The following is a 20,635-nucleotide window of genomic DNA, read 5'->3' on the forward strand; positions in this document are numbered from 1 at the left end:
CATCCATCATCCATCAGCCCGGGGCGTGCCGCCCGCGGCCGAGGCTGGCCGCAGCGGGGGTTCTCGCGGTGGGGCAAACATGGCTTCTGTTCCTCTTGTGGCTTTTGGTCATGGCGGGCGGGCTGGGCGCCGCCGCCGAACCGCCCGGCGGAGCTTCGCGACCGGCCCTGCCCGGCACGGTGGCCGTCCGCGCCGAGGATTTTCTGAACAGCCTGGGCCTCAATTCCGCCATCTCCCGGCGGGGTGAACGCCTGACCAACACCATCCAGGCCGCCCGTTATCTGGGCGTGCGCTGGTTTCGCGTGGGTTATGAAAGCGGCATACCGGTGGCGGATCTCCTCACCCTCCACCGGGAGACCGGGGTGCGCTTCAGCTACGGTCTGATGAGCGGCGGCACCAATCTTGCCCGGCTCCTGGACGGCGCCCGCCAGCTTGCCGCCGCCGGCGCCCTGCTGGCCATGGAGGGCAACAACGAGCCGAACAACTGGGGGGTGACTTATGAGGGCCAGCGCGGCGGCCGCACCAATTCCTGGCTGCCCGTGGCCAAACTCCAGCGCGATCTCTACCAGGCCGTGAAACAGGATCCGATCCTGAAAAGTTACCCGGTGTGGAGCATCAGCGAAAACGGGGCCCAGACGGACAATGTGGGCCTCCAGTTTCTCACCATACCGCCCGGGGCGGGCACCTTGATGCCGGAGGGCACGCGCTATGCCGATTTTGCCAACTGCCACAACTACCTCACCCATCCCGCCTGGCCGGGTTTGCATGACAACCAGACATGGATTGCTGCCGATCCTGGCCGGGGCTGCCGCGTGGACGGGCTTTATGTCAATTACGGACGCACCTGGGCCCGCGGCTTTATCGGATATTCCGAGGCCGAGCTGCAAACGCTGCCCCGCGTGACCACCGAAACCGGCGTCACCCTGCAAGGCCCTTTTACCGAGGAAATGCAGGCGCGGCTGTATCTCAGCCTTTATCTGGCCCAGTTCAAGCGGGGCTGGAAACACACCGCCATCTACCTCCTGCGGGATCGGAGCGATGAAGGCGGCAATCAGACTTTTGGTTTCTACACCCCTGACTACACCCCCCGGCGTGCCGCCCATTACCTCCACCACCTTACCACCATCCTTGCGGATAAACCTTCCAACACCCCCCTGGGAAGACTTCCCTACACCCTCGCCAACCCCCCGCCCACGGTGCATGATCTGCTCCTGCAAAAAAGCGACGGCCGCTTTGCTTTGGTCCTCTGGAATGAACGCTTCACCGGCGGGGCCGATACGATCAGCGTCAGTTTCGGCCTCAAGGCTCCGGCCGTCGGGTTGTACGATCCCACCGTGGGGACGAATGTCCTGCAGCGATGGAGCAACGTCACCTCCCTTTCGCTCACCCTCAGCAACCATCCGGTGATCCTGGAAGTGGCCGGGCCTCTGGCGCCTCTCCGCTAATCGGCCACGGCCCGGGCAGTCTTGATGTCCGTGCCCGCCCGCTGCGGCGCGGAAAGGGGGCTTGACGACCGGCGCGGGCGCCCCCTACAAACGCAGCGAATATGGCACCACTCATGATTCTGCGCTCGTATGTCTTTGCCCTGTTGCCGGTGATTCTGGGCCTGAGTTTCGTCCGCGCGGCGGAGACGCCGGCGGCCCCGGCCCCGGGGCCCAACACCGCCTTTGAGCCGGGCAAACCCTGGCGGGACACCCAGGGCCAGCCCATCCGCTCGCACGCTGGCGGCATCCTGGAGCGCGAGGGCGTTTATTACTGGTACGGCCAGGAGTGGGCTGGACGCCCCAGCGGGGTGACGGTGTATCGCTCCCGCGATTTGTTGAACTGGGAGCCGCTGGGGCTGGCCCTGCGCCGGGAGGTGCTGCCCGAGGAGGCGCGCGAGCGCGGCGTGTGCGAGCGCCCCAAAGTCCTGTGGAATGCCAAAACGCGGCGTTACGTCATGTGGATGCACCTCGACAACCGCGCTTACACCTACGCCATGGCCGGCGTGGCGGTGAGCGAGCAACCCGAAGGCCCCTTCACCTTCCTGGAGGCGTTTCGGCCCATCCGCCATGATTTTGGCTACCCGGAGAACGATCGCTGCCGCCAGCGGGAGCTGGGCAACACCTTCCGCGACATGAATCTGTTTCTGGATGAGGACGGCCAGGCCTATGTGTTTTACGCTTCGGAAGACAATCGCACCCTGTACGTGGTGCGGTTGAACGAGGCGTTCACCCGCCCGGCCGAGCCGGTGGCCCTGGGCCGCACCTGGGCGCGCATCCTGGTGGATCAATACCGGGAGGCGCCCGCCCCGTTCAAATTCCGCAACAAATATTATCTTTTTACCTCCGGTTGCACGGGCTGGAATCCCAACGCCGCCGATCTCAGCGTGGCCAACAGCCTGTTTGGCCCGTGGACCAGCCGCGGCAATCCGTGCGTGGGGCCGGAGCGGCATCTGACCTTCCGCGCCCAAAGCACCTTTGTGCTGCCGGCGCCCGGCCAGCCGCCCGGCAGCTTTATTTTCATGGCGGATCGCTGGGAGCCCAAACGCCTGGAGCAGTCCACCCATGTTTGGCTGCCGTTCGTGCTGCGGGAGGATACGGTGATTTTGGAGTTTCGGGAACGGTGGGACTTTTCCATTTTTGCAACGTTGACGAGTGGCAAATGAGTCCGAAGGCGCGTGACGCTGTTCAATGAAAACCACTTCGTTGCCGCGAGCCGGTGTCCCCGGGCGGTGTATTTGCTGACGCACGCAGCGCCAGCCACCTCCTTCGCCGTCATGGACCCGGATGAGCACCGGCGGGTGTTGCGACTGGCGGCGCCATTGATGCCCGGCCCCGTGGTCACCATTCAGGGGGAGCCGGAAGACCGCCTGCACCAAACCCGGCAGGGGCTTAAGGCGCATCAGGCCATGCTGGGCGCCACCCTGGCCCATGAGGGCTGGATGGCCGAGGTGGATTACCTGGGGCCGCATCCCCGGGGCGGCTGGCAGATGCTGGCCGTGGTGCCCGAGCAGTCGGTCGCCAAACCCCTGCTCCGGTGGCTGGCCTATCAGGCGCATATCGTGCAGGCGGCCGGGGTCGAGCTGGTGGAGGTGGGCGTTTTCACCCTCAACCCCGGCTACTGCCGCGGGCAGCGGCTGGAGCCGGCCCGTTTGTTTCAGCTCCAAACGGTCACTTCCGCCGTTGCCCACGCGAGCCGCGAGATGGCGGAAGGCCTGGGCCGTTTTGCCGCTGCCGCCAGCCGGCTGGCGCCAGACCCTGAATCGGCCGCTGCTTCCTCCGCGCTGCCGCTGGGCCCGCATTGCGAGGATGGGGGCGATTGTCCTTTCAAGCCCCGCTGCTGGCGCGAGCATCTGCCCGAGCACAACGTCTTTCACCTCTACCAGCTTAACCGCGCCAAAGCCTTCAAGCTCTATCAGGAGGGCTGGGCGGCTTTGCATTTGTTGCCCAGGTCCCTGCGCACTCCGCGCCGCGAGGCGCAACTTTACGCCATCCAAACGCGGCGCCCCTATGTGGACCGCCCGGCGCTGCGCCAGTTTCTGGCCCGGCTGGAATACCCTTTGCATTGTTTGGATTTTGAGACCGTCAGTGCCGCCGTGCCGTGGATGCCCGGATTGCAGTCGTTTAATCTGATCCCGGTGCAATTTTCGCTCACGCACGTCAAAGCCCCCAACGCGGCGCCCGAGCACGAAACCTTCCTCCTCGCCGGTCAAAGCGATCCCCGCCTGCCCATTTTGGACCGCCTGAAAGCCGGCCTCGGCCGGCGCGGCAGCATCCTGGCGTACAATGCCCCGTTTGAGCAAATGGTGCTGGGAGGCCTGGTGCGAGGGCAACCGGCCGAGGAGAGCTGGTACCAATCCTTGGCGCCGCGGTGGGTGGACCTGCTGGAGCCTTTCAAGAATTTTTATTGCTACTACGCCGGGCAGAAGGGGAGCTGCTCGCTCAAGGACGTGCTGCCCGCGGTCACCGGCAAAGGCTACGAGGATTTGGCCATCCAGGACGGGCAGCAGGCTACGCGGGCCTGGTTGCGGCTGATCTTTGACCGGCTGCCGGACGAAGAATCCGCCCGGCTGCGGCTGGAATTGAAGGCGTATTGCCGCCGGGACACCGAAGCCCTGGTGTGGCTGGTGCAGGCGCTGCAGGCGCTGGTGTGATGCGGGTTTTTTGCATTTTTTTCTGGACATCAAGGACTTGGGAAGGCATATACGAAGCGAAACTCAAGCAGCATAAAGTGGACAAACGACCATGGGGATGCTATTTAAGTGGCCAGTATTTTGACGGTGGCCGCCCGTGGTCAGGCAGATGTTCCTTTGCAGGCCGGTAGCGGGCAGTAATGGCAAACATGGTATAACATGCCGGGACAACCAAACACGCAGCCAACGTGGCCTCAGGTGAGGAGCCTGTTTTGTGCCTTGCTTATTGTCCTGGCTGCCGGGACCTCCGCCCAGACGCCCGTGGGCAGCGAGCGCCGCGTCAATCCCCTGGACACAGCCGGCAGCGCGCGGGGGTATTCGATCGTCGGCGAAGCCGGCGAGCCGGGCAGCGCCGGGGGCATGGGCACGGTGGAGCCGAATCCCATCCAGGAAGTCCGCGCCGCGTATGACAGCATGTTTCGGACGATCAACCGCGGCGTGGTGCGGCCGGTCAAAGTGGTGGAGGGCGAAGGGACGCTGCGGGTGGCCACGCCGCCGGGCTTCACGTGGGGCGTGCCGCTGATTGAATGGGCCTTTCGGCCCGAGGATGCCGAGATCAAGATCGGCAATTTCTATCTGGATTTTCGGACGCTGTCGGGCAGTTTGCTGTATTCCGACAATGCCACGCGCTCCGATCCGGCGGTGGAGAGCGGCTTCATCAGCATGATCGGATGGAGCTTCGCCGCCATGTTCCAGGCCACCGAGCGCCTGCGGCTGGCGGTGGGCATTCAAATGGTGTACCTGCCGTTTGAAAACAAAATCGGATTCATAGATCCGATGGAGATGTTTGCCTTCAATGCCACGCCGCGCGGGCTGGCGCAGTTGAGCTACACCTTCCCGATTGGCAACTGGGATGTGCACCTTTACGACAACTTCAGCGTGTACACCCCCAGCTATATCTGGGGCGGGGCGTTTGATTTGTTTGACACGGATTACAACGCCGCCGACACGGTGGGCCGGTATTCGTATCGCATCATTGATCGCAACATCCAGGAGCGGGCCGACACGTTCAACCGGCTGTTTGATTATTTTGTGTTTCGCAACACCGTGGGCGCCCACGTGAGCCATCTGCTGCCCACCGAGACCCGTTTCTCCGCGGGAGCGGCGCGGTATGACATCTGGTCCGACGGTTTGCCCAATGAAGTGCCGCGCTCGGGCGAGCGCTATTACGCAGCACTGGACAACGAGCGCGAGAACATGCGCTTCAAGCCGCATGTGCACTACGCGGCGACGCACCATGACCGGCAGGACGGGTTCAGCCACACCCTGATGGGCGGTTTCCGGGGGCCGCTGACCGATTACCTTTCGCTGATGGGCGAGGCCGGCTATTACTGGGCGGACAACCGCCGGCGGGAAGCCCTGTTGTGGACGCTGAATCTGGAGCATGCCATTTCGCCCACCATGTCGCAGCGGCTGTATTTCCAGCGCAGCATCACCTGGCCGCTGGAAAGTGTGCGGACGGCCATTGGCTATTTCTTCCGCAAGACGCTGGGGCCGGATTTGCGGATGGAACTGGTGGGCGAGTACAGCGAATATGACCCGGTGGATTTGCCGCACGTGCCCAAGTACAGCGAATGGCAGGGTGGCCTGCGTTTCATGTACAGCATGAGCACGCGGCTGGGGCTGCGCAGCGGGGCCTATTACCGGCTGATGGACAATGGCACGTACGAATGGGACGCGCTGACGTTGCGCAATGAATTGTACCTGCGGGCGACCGACACGGTGGATGCCACGCTGATGCACCAGTATCAGAACACGGCATGGACGGTGGGACCGAATGGCTGGCAGGAGAACCTGCTGATCCTGACACTGCGCAAGTCGTTTTGAGTTAAAATAAACTTTACAACCACAGCATTTTAGGGTTGCTTGGACGATGGTCATGCGCTAAATTGAGGGCCGTCGCTGGCAACGTAAACAACTGAACGAGCTGTTTTTGCGGAACGGAAATCATAAATGTCATGAAAGCTACCACGTTATCCCTTGTTGGCGCGCTGGCGTTTGCCGGTTGGGTGGGCTCGTCGGCGGTGTTCGGCCAGGACACCGAAAAAATTGAAAAGTTCCGCCGTGAACTGGAGGAGCGCAACCGGGCGGAAACGGTGATGCGCAACCTGGCGGGCCGCCAGGGCGAAGCCCAGCGGACGGTGGAGCGGCTCCAGCGCAAGAAGGCCGATTTGACCCGCGACATGAATTACTACAAGTCGCGGCTGGAGCGGGCCACCAAGGACGCGGACATGATTTCCAAGATGACCCCGGTGGACAAGGAGCTGCTCGACAGCGTGAAGAAGGATGTCGAGTACTACCAGGGGCGCTACCGCGTGGTGGAAGATGAATTGACCAAGACCGAGGCCGAGCTGGCCGCGGCGGTGAAGGCGCTGCAGGAAAGCTACCAGGCCTCGTTGAAGGAGAAGATACTGCTGCCCGGCCAGGTGGTGCAGTTGTTCGTGCTGGAGGACGAGACGTTCAACGGCCTTTACCAGGTGCGGGAGGGCGGCTATCTGGTGCTGCCGCGGGTGGGCCGGGTTTCCGTGATTGGCAAGGATTTCGACGGCGCCGCCGCCGCCATCAAGGCCGAGCTGGAAAAGACCCAGTTGCGCAACGCCACGGTGATGCTGGAAATCTCGTCCGGCATTTATGGCGAGGAGGAATCGGATGTGATTTATCTGGCCGGGGAGTTCCGCACCACCGGCCCGCTGCGCACGCCCAAGGGCATCCAGCCCACGCTGGTGACCACCATTCTGCGTGCCGGCGGCCTGACGCCCTCGGCGGATCTCACCCGCGTGAAGCTGCTCCGGCTGGAAGGCGGCAACGCGCTGGTGGAAGAGGTGAATGTGCAGGCCATCCTGGACGGCAACGGGCTGCAATCGGATCTGGCCCTGGCGCCGGGCGATGTGATTGTGGTGCCCGCCTTTGCGCCGGTGATTTACGTCACGGGCAATGTGCGCAGCCCGGGCGTGCTGCGGCTCAGCCCGGATGAAGAGCTGACCGCCTACGCCGCCATCCTGCGGTGCGGTGGTTTCTCGCGCTTTGCCAAGCTCTCCGGCGTGTATGTGTTGCGGGACCGCGGCGCCGGTGAAAAGGTCAAAATCCCGGTGAACATCAAGCAACTGCAGGCCGGCCAGCGCGCCGATGTCATCCTGCAGGGCAAGGATATCGTGGTGGTGCCGGAGAAATTCTTCAGCTTCTAGCCCCACAGAAAAGACCCCCACGTAGCGGACGCCGCACCTCCCGGCGTCCGCTTTTTTTGGCGGCGGCGCGCGGGTGTGCGGGAACCGGCCAAGCCCCAACCCGGTGGCTCACCCGCTGGACGATAAACGCGCCCGGGCCGGGAGAGGCTTCGCGCATGGCGGTGCATTTGAAGAAGCGGGTTTTGCGCGACGTCCAAATTTTGGCTTGTGAAAAGCCGCCTGAACCAGTTAACTGAAAGCTCATGAGCAAATTTTTCAAAGTCTATGGGGCCGCGTCTGCCCAGTCGCGGCGTAACTTCTTGAAGTACACCGGTCTGGCCACCGGGGCCTTGCTGGCCGCGCCCAGCTTCCTGCGGGCGCAAAACGTCAACAACCGCATTCGCGTGGCCTGCATTGGCGTGGGGGGCAAGGGCGACAGCGATGCCAACAGCGCCGCCAACAAGGAATGGGGCGGGGACATCGTGGCCATTTGCGATGTGGATCGCAACCGGCTGGAAGCCAAGGCCAAACAATTCCCCAATGCCAAAAAGTACAAGGACTTCCGGAAGATGCTGGAGGAGATGGAGAAGGAGATTGATGCGGTGACCATCTCCACGCCCGATCATGTGCACGGGCTGGCCACGGTGATGGCGCTCAAGATGAAGAAGCACGTGTACACCCAGAAGCCGCTGGTGCAGACGGTGTACGAGGCCCGGGTGGTCCGCCAGTTGGTGCAGAAGAATCCCAACCTGGCCACCCAGATGGGCAACCAGGGCAGCGCGGAAAGCGGTCTGCGCCGCGCCGTCGAAGTCATCCAGGCCGGTGTGATCGGCCCCGTCCGCGAGCTGCATGTGTGGTCCAACCGCCCCATCTGGCCGCAGGGCATCCCCCGGCCCCAGGGCGAAGACCCGGTGCCCGAGTGGCTGGATTGGGATTTGTGGCTCGGCCCGGCCCAGTTCCGTCCCTACAAGAGGGACGTTTATCACGCCTTCAACTGGCGCGGCTGGTATGACTTTGGCACCGGCGCGCTGGGTGACATGGCCTGCCACACCGTCAACATGCCCTTCCGCGCCCTCAAGCTGGGCTATCCGACGGTCATCGAATGCGAGGAAACCTCGCAGTTGTTCCCGGAGACCTTCCCCAAGACCTCGCGCATCCGCTTCGAATTCCCGAAGCGCGAGGACATGGTGCCGCTGAAGTTCTGGTGGTACGACGGCAACCCGGGCGACAAGAACACGCCTGCGCTGCGGCCGCCGGCGGAGCTGACCAAGGACATCGTGGCCCTGCGCGGCAGCCTGCCGGGCAGCGGCTGCCTGCTCGTCGGCGACAAGGGGCAAATCTTCTCGCCCGACGACTACGGCGCCCGCTTCTACATCAAGCTCAAGGACGAGGCGGAGTTCAAGTCGGGCAATGACCACGAGGCCTGCAAGGCGGTGCCGCAGACGATCCCGCGCTCGCCCGGCCATGACCGCGAATGGTTTGAAATGATGCGCGATCCCAAGAAGAAGGCCTACTCGAACTTTGAGATTGCGGCCTATCTGACGGAGATCATCCTGCTCGGTTGCATCGCCCTGCGGCACGGCGTCAAGCAGCCGATCCAGTGGGACGGCAAGGCCGCCCGCGCGCGCAACGCCAAGGTGGATCACCTGGTCAAGCGCGACTATCGCAAGGGTTGGGAATTGCCGGCGTAATCCCGCCTGGTTTCACCACCCGGACCCGTGCGCGGGTCCGGGTTTTTTTGTGCCCGCGCCCGGGCCTGGGGTTACTGTTGCTGGCCGGGGCTGTCTTGCTGACGCGGGCGGATTTGCCATTCAATGAGGCTGCGCACCCAGTTCAGCTCCAGCTCCGTGATGCCGGCGGCGCGGGGGTTGATGCTGAAGGCGGTGAGCCACTCTTCCCGCGCCGGACGGTAGCCCAGTTCGGCGCGCAGGCGCTGCTCCAGATCGTGCATGTGGCCGGCCCCATAAAAAATGGCCACCTGGCGCGGGGGCCGGGGTTCGGCGAGCAGCCGGCGCACATCCTGCAGGACAATGTGGTTGCGCTCGCGAATGAGGAATTGCAACACGGCCTGCCATTCTTCGGGCACGCTCAGGGATTCGCTCAAGTCGCCTTTGATCGCGCCCATGGTTTCAATCAACACCACTTTCACCGTGGCCTGCAGGCGTGGGCTGGCGGCGATGAATTGCACCATGGTGTGCGCCAGCACGCCCATGAAGGAAGTGCCTTCCATGATGCCCAGCAACTGGTCCATGCCCTCGCTCAAGGCGTCGTCCCCGGCATCCACGGCCGCCGCCAGCTTCAGGGGCAGCGGGGGAGGAACGCACGTGGAGGGGCGCTTGAGTCTTTCGCCGCGCCAGACATCCAGAAACTGCTCGCTGGTCAGATCGCTGTTTTTGAAATGGGGACGGTCATAGCGGATGGCCTCCAACTGAAATACCAGCCCCAGCGCGTGCGCCATGCGCACCTGCAGCGAGGCCTGCTCACGGTTTTCCGGATGGAGCGAGGCCTGGCGGGGCGCATCGCCGATGCCCTCGTACAAAACCAGGTCGCAGCGATCCAACCGCTCCTGCAGGGCCTGGTAATAATTGGTCTCGCCCAGATGCGTCACCCCCACCAGCAGCAGGGCAGGCCAGGTTTTGCGGGGCGGGGCCAGCTCGCGCACGGCCACCTGCAGGGCGAGGGTGGAATCCGGCGCACGATGCACGCGCATGTAGGGCTGCGGCGGGGCCGGCGCCCGGCGGGCCGTCTGCCGGGGGGCGCAGCCGACGGCGGCCAGGAGGGCCAGAAGCATTAAAAGACTCCCGGCGGCGGCACGATGCCGCAGGCCTCGGTGGATGAAAGGATGGATCTGCACCGCGGGAGTGTGGGCGGCCCCGGCCAATTATTCAACGCTCCAGCGCGCGCAACCGGCGGTCCATCTCCCGCAGGACACGCTGCATCTCCATCACCGCCCGCTCCAGGCGCTCGGTGCGCTCGGCGGCGCCGGGGCCTGGATCGTCCTGGGGGCCGCCGCCCCACGGTTCGCGCGGGCGATCCAACCCGCCGCGGTCGCCCAGGGCGCGGACTTCACGCGCCACCAGGTCGGCCAGTTCCGGATAGCCGGCCCGGCGCAGGATTTGCACGGCCTCCCGCACCATCTGCTGGCGGCGCTCCGGCTCCATGGGGGGACGCGGCCCGCCTTCGTCCGGGGCCATGGGGGCCAGCACGTCACGCGGTTCACGCTCCAACGCCAGACGCTCCCGCATCTGCTGGCGCTGGCGCTCCAGACGGTCGGCCGCCTCGTGGTCGCCCACCCGCCGCAGCTCCTTGATTTCGGCGTCCAGGCGGCGCAGGCGGTCTTCCATTTCCGCGGCCTCGCGCCGGCCGGGGACCGGCCCGCGGCGCTCCGGGCGCAGCTCCGGACCGCCTTCTGCGGGAGGCGGCGGCGGGGGCGGCACGGGTTGGGCGGGGCGTTCATTCTCGGCGGCAACAGCCCCCAGACCGAGCAGCAGGAGGAGGCTCAAGCAGGCGTAACGCAGGGTGGTTTTCATAGGCGAGGTGATCCGGTTTCTGGGTGCCACATTCAAAGGATGCTTCGTGCCATGGTCAAACGGAAACCATGAAGTACCCTACTGCGTTTCATGAGCATGGTCAATGCCGGGATGGGGCCGCTGGCAGCTCCCCCCGCGCGCTTTCCCGCCGGAGGGGCAGGCTGTGTTACGCGGCGGCCTTCGAGGGTGCCTCTTCCGGTTTCCAGCGGACTTCGTAGATGACCACCGGCTCCTGGAAGCCTTTGACCTGGACCGGCGAGAGGGGGATGCACAAGGCGGCCAGCGGAGGATCATCCCGTTTCAAGTCCTCATAGGTGCCGGCGCCGATGATGATTTTGCCGTGGCCGGAGATGCCCTCCAGGCGGCTGGCCAAATTGACCTCGCGGCCAAAGACGGTGTAGTTGAAAAGGTGCTCCTCCGAGCCCATCAAGCCCACGGTGACGGTGCCGGTGTTGATGCCGGAGCCCAGCTTGAGCAACGGCAGCAGCGGCAGCGGCGGGAGCTTGGCGGCGGCGCGCCGGACGTTTTCCTGCAGGCGCCGTTCATTTTCGCGGCCCCGCTCCTGATTCAGGCGGTGGATGGCGGATTGGGCGGCGATGGCCGCGCGCACGCAACTGGCGGCATGGCGGGGATTGGGTTGCGGCGCGCCCCAGAAAGCCATCACACAATCGCCCATGTACTTGTCCAGCGTGCCGCCGTGCTCCTTGATGATGCCGGCAACGGTGGAGAGGTAGAGGTTGACCGTGGCGAGCAGCTCCTCGGCGCGGGCGTCCATGTAATCCGTGGCGGCCTGGCCGCTCAGCCCCTGCTGGCGCACATATTCCTGGGCCTGGCGCTGCACTTCATCGGTGTACTGGGTGAAGCCGCGGACATCGGCAAAATAAACCGTCACCCGCCGCTGGGCGCCGCCGAGCGCGAGATGCTCGGATTCCAGCAGTTCATTGACGATGGAAGGAGCAACCACCTTGGAGAAGATGCCTTTGATGCGGCGCTGTTCCTTCTGCTCGAAGACCACGCGGTAGGCCATGGCGGCAAAGTGGCAGGACAACAAGGCCCCCAGCAGCGGCGTGGCCACCGGCAGCACGTACAGGCCGCGCACGAACACCACGTAGCTCAAGGCCAGGTAGGCCGCCAGCGTGGCTATGACGGCGGCGGTGGCCAGCCAGGGGCGCGCCACCCAGGTCAAGATGAAACCGGCAAAGCTCATCACCACGATGAGCGCGATCTCCACCCCGAGGGGCGCCTCGCGCAGGAGCCGGTGGGTGATCAGTTGGCTGGCCAGATTCCAGTGTTTGCTGACCAGAAAGGTTTCCTTGCTCAAGGGCGTGGCGCCAATGTCACTCAGGTTGTTGCCGGTGCCGATGCTGCCCACCACCACCAGTTTATCCTTGAACACCGCGTTGGTGACGGGCTGGCCGGCCTGCCGGGCGGCGTCCATGTCGAGCACTTCCTCCAGGCTGACCTTGGTGAGGCGGGGATCATTCCACGTCATGCTCCAGTTCACCAGGAAGCGGCGGCGGTCGTCCACCTGCAGCGCGCGCGGCGCGCCCGCTGCCGGGCGCAAGGTGATGCGGCCCGGCGCCACCTCCGCCTGCGAGAGGTCCATGCCCAGCTCGGTGGCGGCCATCATCAACCCCAGCATCCAATAACGCCCGGAGCGGGCGGGGCTGGTGTCTTCATGGAAGGCCACGGCCCGGCGGGTGATGCCGTCGGGGTCGGCCTCGCTCATGATGTGCGCCAGCCGCACGCCATTGGTGAAGCGGGGGTTGGGCAGGAGCGGCTGCCAGATGACCTGCCCGGTGTCCGGCTCCAGGCGGGTCTCCCCCATGACGGCGAGGATGACTCGCGGCCCGGCGGCCTGCAGCGCTTCGGCAAAAAACTCGTCGCTGCCCACCACGCGGCCATCGGGTAGTTTGACATCGGTGCTGGGATGGCGCGGGTGGGCGCTGTCGAACAAGATATCAAACCCGATGACCTTGGCGCCCTGGGCGGTGAGTTCACGCACCAGCCGGCCATAAAGCTGGCGGGGCAGCGGCCAGGAAAAGCCGTAACGTTCATTGAGGATTTTCAGCGTCTCATCGTCAATGAAGACGGCGGCCAGGTTGGAGGCCACCGGCGGCTGGGAGCGATAGAGGCCGCGCATCCGCCAGTCGAAGGCGTCCTCCTCGATAGACATGAGGAAACGCCAGTTGGGGAAGAGGGGGCTGTGGACCAACAGGCGCAACACGGTGACCACCACCACAATCGAGAGCGTGGTGAGCAGCGGCACCGGCTTGAGCCATCGCCAAAACACTGCTGAAGTATAGGCGCGGAAGCCCGCGGGCACAAGGCGGGAGCTGGCTGTGGGGCCTCAGGCCCCCCGGCGCGGCCGGGCCGGGAACAATTTGCGCTGTGGCCTCGACACCCGGGCCGCCGGCCGTTTTAATAACGGGCAGCCATGAGCATGGACTGGCCAACCGCCCAGCAACGGCATGCGCAGCTTTGCGCGGAAATCCGGCGGCACGACCACCTGTATTATGTCGTCGGCCGGCCGGAGATTTCCGATGCGGAATATGACCGGCTCTACCGCGAGCTGCTTGAACTGGAGAAGCAATACCCCGCGCTTGTCACCCCCGACTCCCCCAGCCAGCGCGTGGGCGGGCAGCCGGTGGAGGCCTTTCCGCCGTGGCGTCACGCCGTGCCGATGCTCAGCCTGGACAACACCTACTCGCAGGGCGAGGTGGTGGAATTTGTGCAGCGGGTGCAACGCCTGCTGCCCGGCGAGCCGCTGGCCTGGGTGGTGGAGCCGAAAGTGGACGGCCTGGCCGTGAGCCTCCGCTATGAGCAGGGGGTGCTTACCGTGGGCGCCACCCGCGGCGACGGGACGACCGGCGACGACATCACGGCCAACTTGAAAACCATCCGCAGCGTGCCGTTGCGGCTGCACGCCCCGCCTGCCGCCCGCGCGACGCAGGGGGATTTGTTCAGTCCGCCGCCGCCGGCGGCCCTGCCGGCGGTGCTGGAAGTCCGCGGCGAGGTGTTCATGCCGCGGGCCGGTTTTGAGCGGCTCAATGCCGAGCGCCGCGCCGCTGGCGAGGAGGAATTTGCCAACCCGCGCAACGCCGCCGCCGGATCGCTCAAGCAACTGGACCCGCGCATTGTGGCGCGGCGTCCGCTGGACATGGTGTTTTACGGCGTGGGCCAGGTGGCGGGCGTCCTTCTGCCGCCGACGCATGATGAACTGTTGCAGTGGCTCAAACGCCTGGGCTTCAAAACCCCGGAGCGCACCTGGCTGTGCCATTCCGTGGAGGAATTGCTGGCGGCGCTGGAGGAGCTGGATCGTTTCCGCAAAACCCTGCCCTATGACACGGACGGCGCCGTGATCAAATTGAACGCGCTGGCACAGCGCGAGCGCTGCGGCGCCACGGCCAAGGCGCCGCGCTGGGCCATTGCGTATAAATACGCGCCCGAACAGGCGGAGACGCGCCTCCGGGCCATCACCATTCAGGTGGGCCGCACCGGCGCGCTCACGCCGGTGGCCGAGCTGGAGCCGGTGTTGCTCTCCGGCAGCACCGTGAGCCGCGCCACCCTGCACAACGAGGAGGAAATCCGCCGCAAGGACATCCGCGTGGGGGACCGGGTCATCATCGAAAAAGCGGGCGAAGTCATCCCCGCCGTGGTGCGGGCGGTGGTGGAAAAACGCACCGGGGCCGAGCAGGTGTTTGTGTTTCCCAGGCATTGCCCCGAGTGCGGCACCGCTGTGACCCGCAGCACGGAAGCCGGTGTGGATTATGTGGTGTGGCGCTGTCCCAACCCGGACTGCCCGGCGCAAATCCGCGGCCGCATCGAGCACTGGTGCAGCCGCGGCGCCATGGACATCGAGGGGGGCGGCGAGGTGCTCGTGGCACAACTGGTCAAATCCGGCCTGGTGCACGATGTGGCCGACTTGTACCGCCTCACGGTGGACGAGTTGTGCCAACTGGAGCGGATGGGCGAGAAATCCGCCGGCAATTTTCTGGAGGGAATCGAGGCGAGCAAAAAGCGCGATTTGTGGCGCGTGCTCTTCGGGCTGGGCATCCTGCATGTGGGCGCCAGTGTGGCCAAATCCCTGTGCCGCACCTTTCCCACCCTGGATGACATCCTCAACGCGGGCGTGGACCAGTTGCAGCAGGCGGAGGATGTGGGCGAGATTATCGCCCAAAGCATCGTGCAGTGGGCCGGGGATCCCCGCAACCGGCGGCTGGTGGAGCGGCTGCGCGCCGCCGGCCTCCATTTGCACAACAGCCTGTATCAGGCAGGCGCGGCGGCGGGGCCGCTCGCCGGCAAGACCCTCGTGCTCACCGGCACGCTGCCTCACTTAACCCGCGAGCAGGCCACGGCCAAAATTGAAGCCGCCGGGGGGCGGGTCGCCTCCAGTGTCAGCAAGAAAACCGCTTACGTCGTGGCCGGCGCCGAGGCCGGCTCCAAGCTGGACAAGGCCCGCAAACTGGGGGTGCCGGTGATTGACGAGGCAGAGCTGTTGCGCTTGTGCGGTTAAGCGCCCCACTGAGCGCCGGTCTCAGGGGGACGCCTCGCCCCAATCAAAATCATCAAACTGGGTTACGCTGTCGGCCTTGGTCCACAGGCCCACGCGGCCGGCCTGGGTGAAGGTGGTGTCCTCCACTTCAAACAACTTCTGGCCGTCAAAGAACACCGTGAAGCGGGGGCCGCGAAACGCGACGCGCAGGGTATGCCAGGTCTGGGGGGCGACCTTGTGCTCCACGCCGTAACCCTCCGTGCGGCCCACCAAGGGCAGGGCGGTGCGCCTGCCGTTCTGGACCTTGTAGAGCACCACGTTGTCTTCCCGGGCGTTGGCGCGGCAGATATAGTAATTGGTGGCGTTCTGATAGCGCCACACCACCCCGGCCGCCTGGTCCATTTCGCCGCTCACCGTCTTGAAGCGCACACTCACCCAGCCGTCCTGCAGCCGCGGCTCCTGCCGCACGCAGAGCGGAAACGAGGGCCGCGGCGTGAGGCCGGACTGCACCAGCACGCGGTTGGTGGGCGCGGCGGGGGACTCCGCCTGCACTGTCCACACCGGCTGGCCGGCGCCGGTGATGGCGATTTCCCAGCCGGGCGGCGGTTGGTTGGTGGCGGCCTGATCAAAAACATCCGCAGCCCGCAGCGGAATGCCCGCCAGGCCCAGCATCAGGAGGATTTGCAACCCTGGTTTTTTCATATTTGTAAAATCCATTCGGCGGCGGCGGCCAGATCAGGCACCACCACGGCATCGCGCAGCCGGGCGGCTTCCCGCGCCGCAGTTTCCTGCCCGTAGCCGGTGCACACCAAAATGCTGCGGCGCACGCCGGCATTCCAGCCGCATTCCAGATCAATCAACTTGTCGCCGATCATGTACGAGCGCCCCAGATCCAACTGAAACTCATCGCGCGCATCCCACAAAAAAGCGGGGGAGGGCTTGCGCCCGCGGCTGGGTTGATCCGGCGCCTCGGGCGCCACATACGTCTTGATGATCCGCACGCCCTGCCCGGCCAGCAATTCCTCCACGCGGGCCTGCACCCGCAAGGCATCGTCCATGGAGAAATACCCGCGGCCAATGCCCGACTGGTTGGTGACAAAAAACAGCAGATAACCCGCGTCCTGCAGCCGTTTCAACGCCGCCGCCGCCCCGGGCAGCAGCTCCACTTGGGCCGGATCCTTCAAGTAATGTCGCTCGGCTATGACGGTGCCGTCGCGATCCAGAAATACAGCGGCCCGGCTCATAGGCAAAAGGGGCGCTAGGCGGGGGTCAATCCGGGGCCGCCGGCGGACTTGGCGCCGTCCATGCCGGTGCCGTCGAGGTCAATGAGGATGTCCCGCGGCTCGGCGCCCTTGCTGGGGCCGACAATGCCGCGGCGCTCCAGTTCATCCATGAGCCGGGCCGCGCGGCCGTAGCCGAGTTTGAGCCGGCGCTGCAGCAGCGAGACGCTGGCCTTTTGCTCGCTGCGAATGACCTCGATGCATTGTTGGATCAGCTCCTCGTCCTCGTCGCTGGCCTCGGCATCCTCGTCCAGGCTGCTGGTGGGTTTGCTGAGCTGCTGGGTGATCTCCAGATCATAGCTCGGTTTGCCCTGCGCGCCGATGAAGTCCACAATGCTTTGAATTTCCTGGTCCGTGATGAGCGCGCCCTGGGCGCGAATGAGCTTGGCCGAGCCGGGCGGCAGGTAGAGCATGTCGCCCTTGCCCAGGAGCTTGTCGGCGCCCATGGCATCCAGGATCGTGCGCGAGTCCACCTTGGCCGCCACCTGGAAGGCGATGCGGGCCGGGATGTTGGCCTTGATGACGCCGGTGATCACATCCACGCTGGGCCGCTGCGTGGCGACAATGCAATGAATCCCGGCCGCCCGCGCCATCTGCGTGATGCGCGCAATGGCCATCTCCACATCCGCCGGCGCCACCAGCATCAAATCCGCCAGCTCGTCAATGATCACCACGATGTAGCTCAGCTTCTCGGGGATGATGATGTCATCCTCGCGCGGCACCACAATCTCCTCGTCCACCTCCACGGCGAATCCCTCCGCGCCGGCCTCCACCTTTTCCTTGCGCGCGATGAGCGGCAATTCCTGCTCGCGGGAGGGGGCGGGGGGCGGTTTGTGGCGCGGGCGATCGTTGAAGGATTTGATGTTGCGCACGCCCACCTTGGCAAAAATCTTGTAGCGCTTTTCCATTTCGTTGATGACCCAGCGCAGGGCGAGGATCACCTTCTTGGGGTCATTGACCACCGGCACCACCAGGTGCGGCAGGGCATTGTAATGCTGCAGCTCCACCACCTTGGGATCAATCATCACAAACCGCAGTTGATCCGGACTGAAGCGGTACAACAGGGAGGCCACAATGGCATTGATGCACACCGATTTGCCCGAGCCGGTGCTGCCGGCAATCAGCAGGTGCGGCATGTCCGCCAGATCCGCAATGATGGGATGCCCGTACACGTCCTTCCCCAGCGCCAGCGGAATGCGCGCCTTGGTGTTGGTCCACTCCTCCGACTCCAGCAGCTCGCGCATGGTGACCTTGGTCTTCACCGCGTTGGGCACCTCCACGCCCACCGAGCTTTTGCCCGGCACCGGCGCGAGGATGTGGATGCGCTCGGCCTTGAGCGCCGCCGCGATGTTGTTGGTGAGCGCGGTAATCTTTTCGAGCTTCACCCCCGGCGCCGGATGCAGCTCGTAACGCGTGATGGTGGGGCCTTTGGTGATGTCGCCGATGGCCACCTCGATGTCGAATTGCGCCAGCGTGTTCTTCATGAGCTGCGCGTTGGCCATCAGCTCTTCCTTCGTCTCCGATGGTTTGACGGACAAATCCGGCAACTGCAACAGGTCCAGCGGCGGCAGCCGGTAATTCCCAATGTGCGGGCCTTCGGCCACCGCGATGGGCTTGGACTTGCGCGGCGCCGGCTTGGGCTTGGCCGGCGTGGCCGCGGGCAAGGCGGCCATGGCCGCGGCGGGCGCAGCAAAGGGATTTTCCTTCTCCGGCTCCCGGGCCGCCGAACTGGGCACCGGCTCCCACGATTCCTGCGGTGTCACCTTGGCGGCAGGCTCGGCGGCTTTGGCGGCCACGGCGGGAGCGGCCGCCGCGGCGGCAGCCGGTGCCGCCTCCGGCGCGGCCTTGCCCCGGGCAGGCAGCGCGGCATCCTTGCCCAAGATATCGGCGGTGGTGGCCGCCGGCACCACCTTGGCCGCCGGGGGGGCGGCCTCCGCAGGTTCTTCTTTGGCGGCGGCGTCCGCCACCGGCTCCTTGGATTTGCGGGAGGGAGATTTGATTTGCGGCACGCTCAAATCGCGCACCGTCGGCTCGGGCACCGGCTGCAAATCCGCTCCCAGCTCCGGCCCGGCTTTGCCGTTGGCCGCCGCTCCCGCCGCCGCGGGCGCGGCCTTGCCGCGGGCGCTGCGCTCCACCTCCTGCTCGAGCTCGCGGGCGCGCCGCTCCAGTTCCAGCGCCTTGCGCTTCAACTCCTTCTCCGGCTCGGTCAGACCGGCAAACAAATCGGCTTCGCGCCGCTTTTGCAGCCATTCACGCACCCAGTTGCCCAGCTCGAAGTTGGTGAGAAAATAGAGGCTGATGCAATAGAGCGTGCAATAAATGATCGTGGCGCCCGCCCGGCCGAAATGACCGAAGGCATATTGATTAAGCCACAAGCCCAGCAGCCCCCCCGCGGTGTCCGCGCCGATGTTGAAGGCAATTTTCTCGAGGAACCCGGCCTGGTCATAAGCATAACGGCGCGTGGCCATCTGCCGCACCATCTCGCCGTCGGTGTACAAATTCAGCAGCCCCGTGCAGCACAGCAACACCACCCCCGCCGCGGCCCACGTCCACCACTTGCGGCGCAAATAGGCCATGAAATCCCACAAATACCCCAGCCCGAAAAACATCAGCAGCATGGGCAGGATGTACGCCGCGCCGCCCATCAGCAGAAACGTGCCCCACGCCACATAGGCCCCCGCCGGCCCGATCCAGTTGTGCGCCGGATCATGCGGCGGGACGCGCAAATACCGCACATCTCCGCGGTCAAACGACCACTGAGCCGCCATCAACAGCAACGCCGCCGCCAACAGCGCAATCCCAATGATGTCATTGAAACCGCGGTTTGGGGCTGGCTCGCCATGCTCGTTGCGTGCCATGTAATTGCCCATCCATTGTATGCACCTCCGCCCCGCCAAAAACAGGAAAATTTTACCCCCGCCACCAGACCCCTCGGCCACCGCCGCCCCTCTTTTTAAGCTTGCCACCGCGCGCCTCCCGCCGCACATTCTCACAACAGGTTCCGGCAGGCGCCTGCCGGCCGTCGTGCGCGGTTAGCTCAGGGGAAGAGCACTTCCTTGACACGGAAGGGGTCAGAGGTTCAAATCCTCTATCGCGCACCATTCTCCCGCCAACCTTTCTCCTTATCCAACGCCTTTCAGGGTGATGGCATCGCTCACAGACGCAGGACAAACGATCCCGGCGCTTCCCGGGGGGAGCACCAGACCGCTCTGCAAGCACGGCTCGCAGGCCGACGGGTTTGGACTTGCCCGCCGGACGCTGTTTGCTCATGGTGTGCCCGGATATCCAACCCGGCAGGGTTGGCCTGGCTACCATGAAACCTAAACACCCCCTGGCCGCGTGCCTGGGAGCATTACTGCTCTTGGGCGGTCTGTCGTTGCTGGCCCTGCCCACACCGTGGGCAGCCCTGATCCCGTCGCTGATTGGCGCCGCACTCCTGTATTTGGGCTATCGGCCCGGCCGTGGCGCCACCATGCTCTTCGGCCATGCCTGCATCATCACCGGTTGCTTCCTGGTGACGTGGGGCATCTACCTCCTGCCCCATTCCGAACCCCGGCTGCTGCACATCTTCGGACGCCCCCTTTTCTGGGGATTAATTTCCATCTTTGGCGGCATCTGTGCCAATTACCACGGATTCTGTCGCTGCGTGGGCGCGGCCGAGCCTAAACATTGCGAGCGCCCCCTAGCCGGCAGGCGTGAATAAGTAGGACCGCCACCGCTTAACCCACTCGCCTCCGTCTCCTCCGGTTTTGCATTTTGCATTTTGCACTTTGCATTTTGCATTTCCCTATTCCCCTAAATGGCCTTGAACGAAGAGAGGTTTGGGGGGATATTGGCTCCGGGTCAGCCGGAAACCATGCAAGCGTGGGGAACCATCGGCATGTATGAAGCCAGGGAGGAGCCAAATCCCATCCCGCAGGATTCCTCTCCTTTGAACGACGCTTGCAACGAGGGCGTGTTGCTGGCGACGGTGATTCATCATGGGCCGGATG

At 64.9% G+C, this 20,635-nt stretch carries 14 protein-coding genes and 1 tRNA gene; 9 read left to right on the forward strand and 6 right to left on the reverse strand.

Annotated elements, in window-relative coordinates:
• The first annotated feature begins 110 nt into the window (after positions 1 to 110).
• The 6 genes from N3J91_15410 (at position 111) to N3J91_15435 (ending at position 9,029) form a co-directional block, all read left to right on the forward strand.
• Positions 111 to 1,445, forward strand: coding sequence for a glycosyl hydrolase (locus N3J91_15410; GenBank protein ID MCX8157802.1), 1,335 nt, complete (start codon positions 111 to 113; stop codon positions 1,443 to 1,445).
• 101 nt (positions 1,446 to 1,546) lie between these two features.
• Positions 1,547 to 2,647, forward strand: coding sequence for a glycoside hydrolase family 43 protein (locus tag N3J91_15415; protein ID MCX8157803.1), 1,101 nt, complete (start codon positions 1,547 to 1,549; stop codon positions 2,645 to 2,647).
• Positions 2,648 to 2,659: 12 nt separating this feature from the next.
• Positions 2,660 to 4,135 (forward strand): DUF2779 domain-containing protein, encoded by a 1,476-nt coding sequence (locus N3J91_15420; GenBank protein MCX8157804.1) that lies wholly within the window; start codon positions 2,660 to 2,662, stop codon positions 4,133 to 4,135.
• A gap of 258 nt (positions 4,136 to 4,393) precedes the next feature.
• The gene (locus tag N3J91_15425) at positions 4,394 to 6,001 is read left to right on the forward strand and encodes a hypothetical protein (GenBank protein ID MCX8157805.1); all 1,608 of its coding nucleotides are present in this window, start codon (positions 4,394 to 4,396) and stop codon (positions 5,999 to 6,001) included.
• Between the two features lie 131 nt (positions 6,002 to 6,132).
• Positions 6,133 to 7,359 (forward strand): SLBB domain-containing protein, encoded by a 1,227-nt coding sequence (locus tag N3J91_15430; GenBank protein MCX8157806.1) that lies wholly within the window; start codon positions 6,133 to 6,135, stop codon positions 7,357 to 7,359.
• A gap of 242 nt (positions 7,360 to 7,601) precedes the next feature.
• Entirely contained in the window at positions 7,602 to 9,029 is a 1,428-nt protein-coding gene (locus N3J91_15435) for a Gfo/Idh/MocA family oxidoreductase (GenBank protein ID MCX8157807.1), read from the forward strand.
• Positions 9,030 to 9,100: 71 nt separating this feature from the next.
• On the opposite strand, the gene N3J91_15440 is transcribed toward N3J91_15435, so the two are convergent.
• The 3 genes from N3J91_15440 to N3J91_15450 all read right to left on the reverse strand — a co-directional run bounded on the left by N3J91_15440 (position 9,101) and on the right by N3J91_15450 (position 13,161).
• Positions 9,101 to 10,129 (reverse strand): hypothetical protein, encoded by a 1,029-nt coding sequence (locus N3J91_15440; protein ID MCX8157808.1) that lies wholly within the window; start codon positions 10,127 to 10,129, stop codon positions 9,101 to 9,103.
• Between the two features lie 94 nt (positions 10,130 to 10,223).
• Positions 10,224 to 10,868 carry a hypothetical protein gene (locus N3J91_15445; protein ID MCX8157809.1) on the reverse strand — a complete coding sequence of 215 codons (645 nt, stop codon included), beginning with the start codon at positions 10,866 to 10,868 and terminating at the stop codon, positions 10,224 to 10,226.
• 166 nt (positions 10,869 to 11,034) lie between these two features.
• Positions 11,035 to 13,161 carry an adenylate/guanylate cyclase domain-containing protein gene (locus tag N3J91_15450; GenBank protein ID MCX8157810.1) on the reverse strand — a complete coding sequence of 709 codons (2,127 nt, stop codon included), beginning with the start codon at positions 13,159 to 13,161 and terminating at the stop codon, positions 11,035 to 11,037.
• A 144-nt stretch (positions 13,162 to 13,305) separates the two neighbouring features.
• Here N3J91_15450 and ligA point away from each other — a divergent pair, with 144 nt between their 5' ends.
• Complete coding sequence (ligA, locus tag N3J91_15455; GenBank protein ID MCX8157811.1) at positions 13,306 to 15,384, forward strand: NAD-dependent DNA ligase LigA; 2,079 nt, start codon at positions 13,306 to 13,308, stop codon at positions 15,382 to 15,384.
• 21 nt (positions 15,385 to 15,405) lie between these two features.
• Here the strand turns inward: ligA and N3J91_15460 are convergent, their stop codons facing one another.
• Genes N3J91_15460 through N3J91_15470 form a run of 3 tightly spaced genes read right to left on the reverse strand, consistent with a single transcriptional unit; the run spans position 15,406 to position 19,501 of the window.
• Positions 15,406 to 16,065, reverse strand: a complete 660-nt coding sequence (locus tag N3J91_15460; GenBank protein MCX8157812.1) for a DUF1080 domain-containing protein — start codon at positions 16,063 to 16,065, stop codon at positions 15,406 to 15,408.
• The gene (locus tag N3J91_15465) at positions 16,062 to 16,607 is read right to left on the reverse strand and encodes an HAD family hydrolase (protein MCX8157813.1); all 546 of its coding nucleotides are present in this window, start codon (positions 16,605 to 16,607) and stop codon (positions 16,062 to 16,064) included. The genes N3J91_15460 and N3J91_15465 overlap by 4 nt, the downstream gene beginning before the upstream one ends.
• A 14-nt stretch (positions 16,608 to 16,621) precedes the next feature.
• The gene (locus tag N3J91_15470) at positions 16,622 to 19,501 is read right to left on the reverse strand and encodes a DNA translocase FtsK (GenBank protein ID MCX8157814.1); all 2,880 of its coding nucleotides are present in this window, start codon (positions 19,499 to 19,501) and stop codon (positions 16,622 to 16,624) included.
• Between the two features lie 168 nt (positions 19,502 to 19,669).
• Between N3J91_15470 and N3J91_15475 the strand changes: the two genes are divergently transcribed.
• A tRNA-Val gene (locus N3J91_15475) sits at positions 19,670 to 19,744 on the forward strand.
• 212 nt (positions 19,745 to 19,956) lie between these two features.
• Positions 19,957 to 20,346: a hypothetical protein gene (locus N3J91_15480; GenBank protein ID MCX8157815.1), complete on the forward strand. Its 390-nt coding sequence runs from the start codon at positions 19,957 to 19,959 to the stop codon at positions 20,344 to 20,346.
• Positions 20,347 to 20,635 lie beyond the last annotated feature (289 nt).

The sequence above is a fragment of the Verrucomicrobiia bacterium genome, assembly GCA_026414565.1.
Lineage (GTDB): Bacteria > Verrucomicrobiota > Verrucomicrobiia > Limisphaerales > Fontisphaeraceae > Fontisphaera.

Bases quoted from the DNA above. Each gene is read 5' to 3' on its own strand.
- N3J91_15415 (MCX8157803.1), top strand. From the start codon at position 1,547: ATGGCACCACTCATGATTCTGCGCTCGTATGTCTTTGCCCTGTTGCCG.
- N3J91_15440 (MCX8157808.1), bottom strand. From the start codon at position 10,129: ATGCTTCTGGCCCTCCTGGCCGCCGTCGGCTGCGCCCCCCGGCAGACG.
- N3J91_15465 (MCX8157813.1), bottom strand. From the start codon at position 16,607: ATGAGCCGGGCCGCTGTATTTCTGGATCGCGACGGCACCGTCATAGCC.
- N3J91_15435 (MCX8157807.1), top strand. From the start codon at position 7,602: ATGAGCAAATTTTTCAAAGTCTATGGGGCCGCGTCTGCCCAGTCGCGG.
- N3J91_15470 (MCX8157814.1), bottom strand. From the start codon at position 19,501: ATGGCACGCAACGAGCATGGCGAGCCAGCCCCAAACCGCGGTTTCAAT.
- N3J91_15430 (MCX8157806.1), top strand. From the start codon at position 6,133: ATGAAAGCTACCACGTTATCCCTTGTTGGCGCGCTGGCGTTTGCCGGT.
- N3J91_15460 (MCX8157812.1), bottom strand. From the start codon at position 16,065: ATGAAAAAACCAGGGTTGCAAATCCTCCTGATGCTGGGCCTGGCGGGC.
- N3J91_15410 (MCX8157802.1), top strand. From the start codon at position 111: ATGGCGGGCGGGCTGGGCGCCGCCGCCGAACCGCCCGGCGGAGCTTCG.
- N3J91_15480 (MCX8157815.1), top strand. From the start codon at position 19,957: ATGAAACCTAAACACCCCCTGGCCGCGTGCCTGGGAGCATTACTGCTC.
- N3J91_15445 (MCX8157809.1), bottom strand. From the start codon at position 10,868: ATGAAAACCACCCTGCGTTACGCCTGCTTGAGCCTCCTCCTGCTGCTC.
- ligA (MCX8157811.1), top strand. From the start codon at position 13,306: ATGAGCATGGACTGGCCAACCGCCCAGCAACGGCATGCGCAGCTTTGC.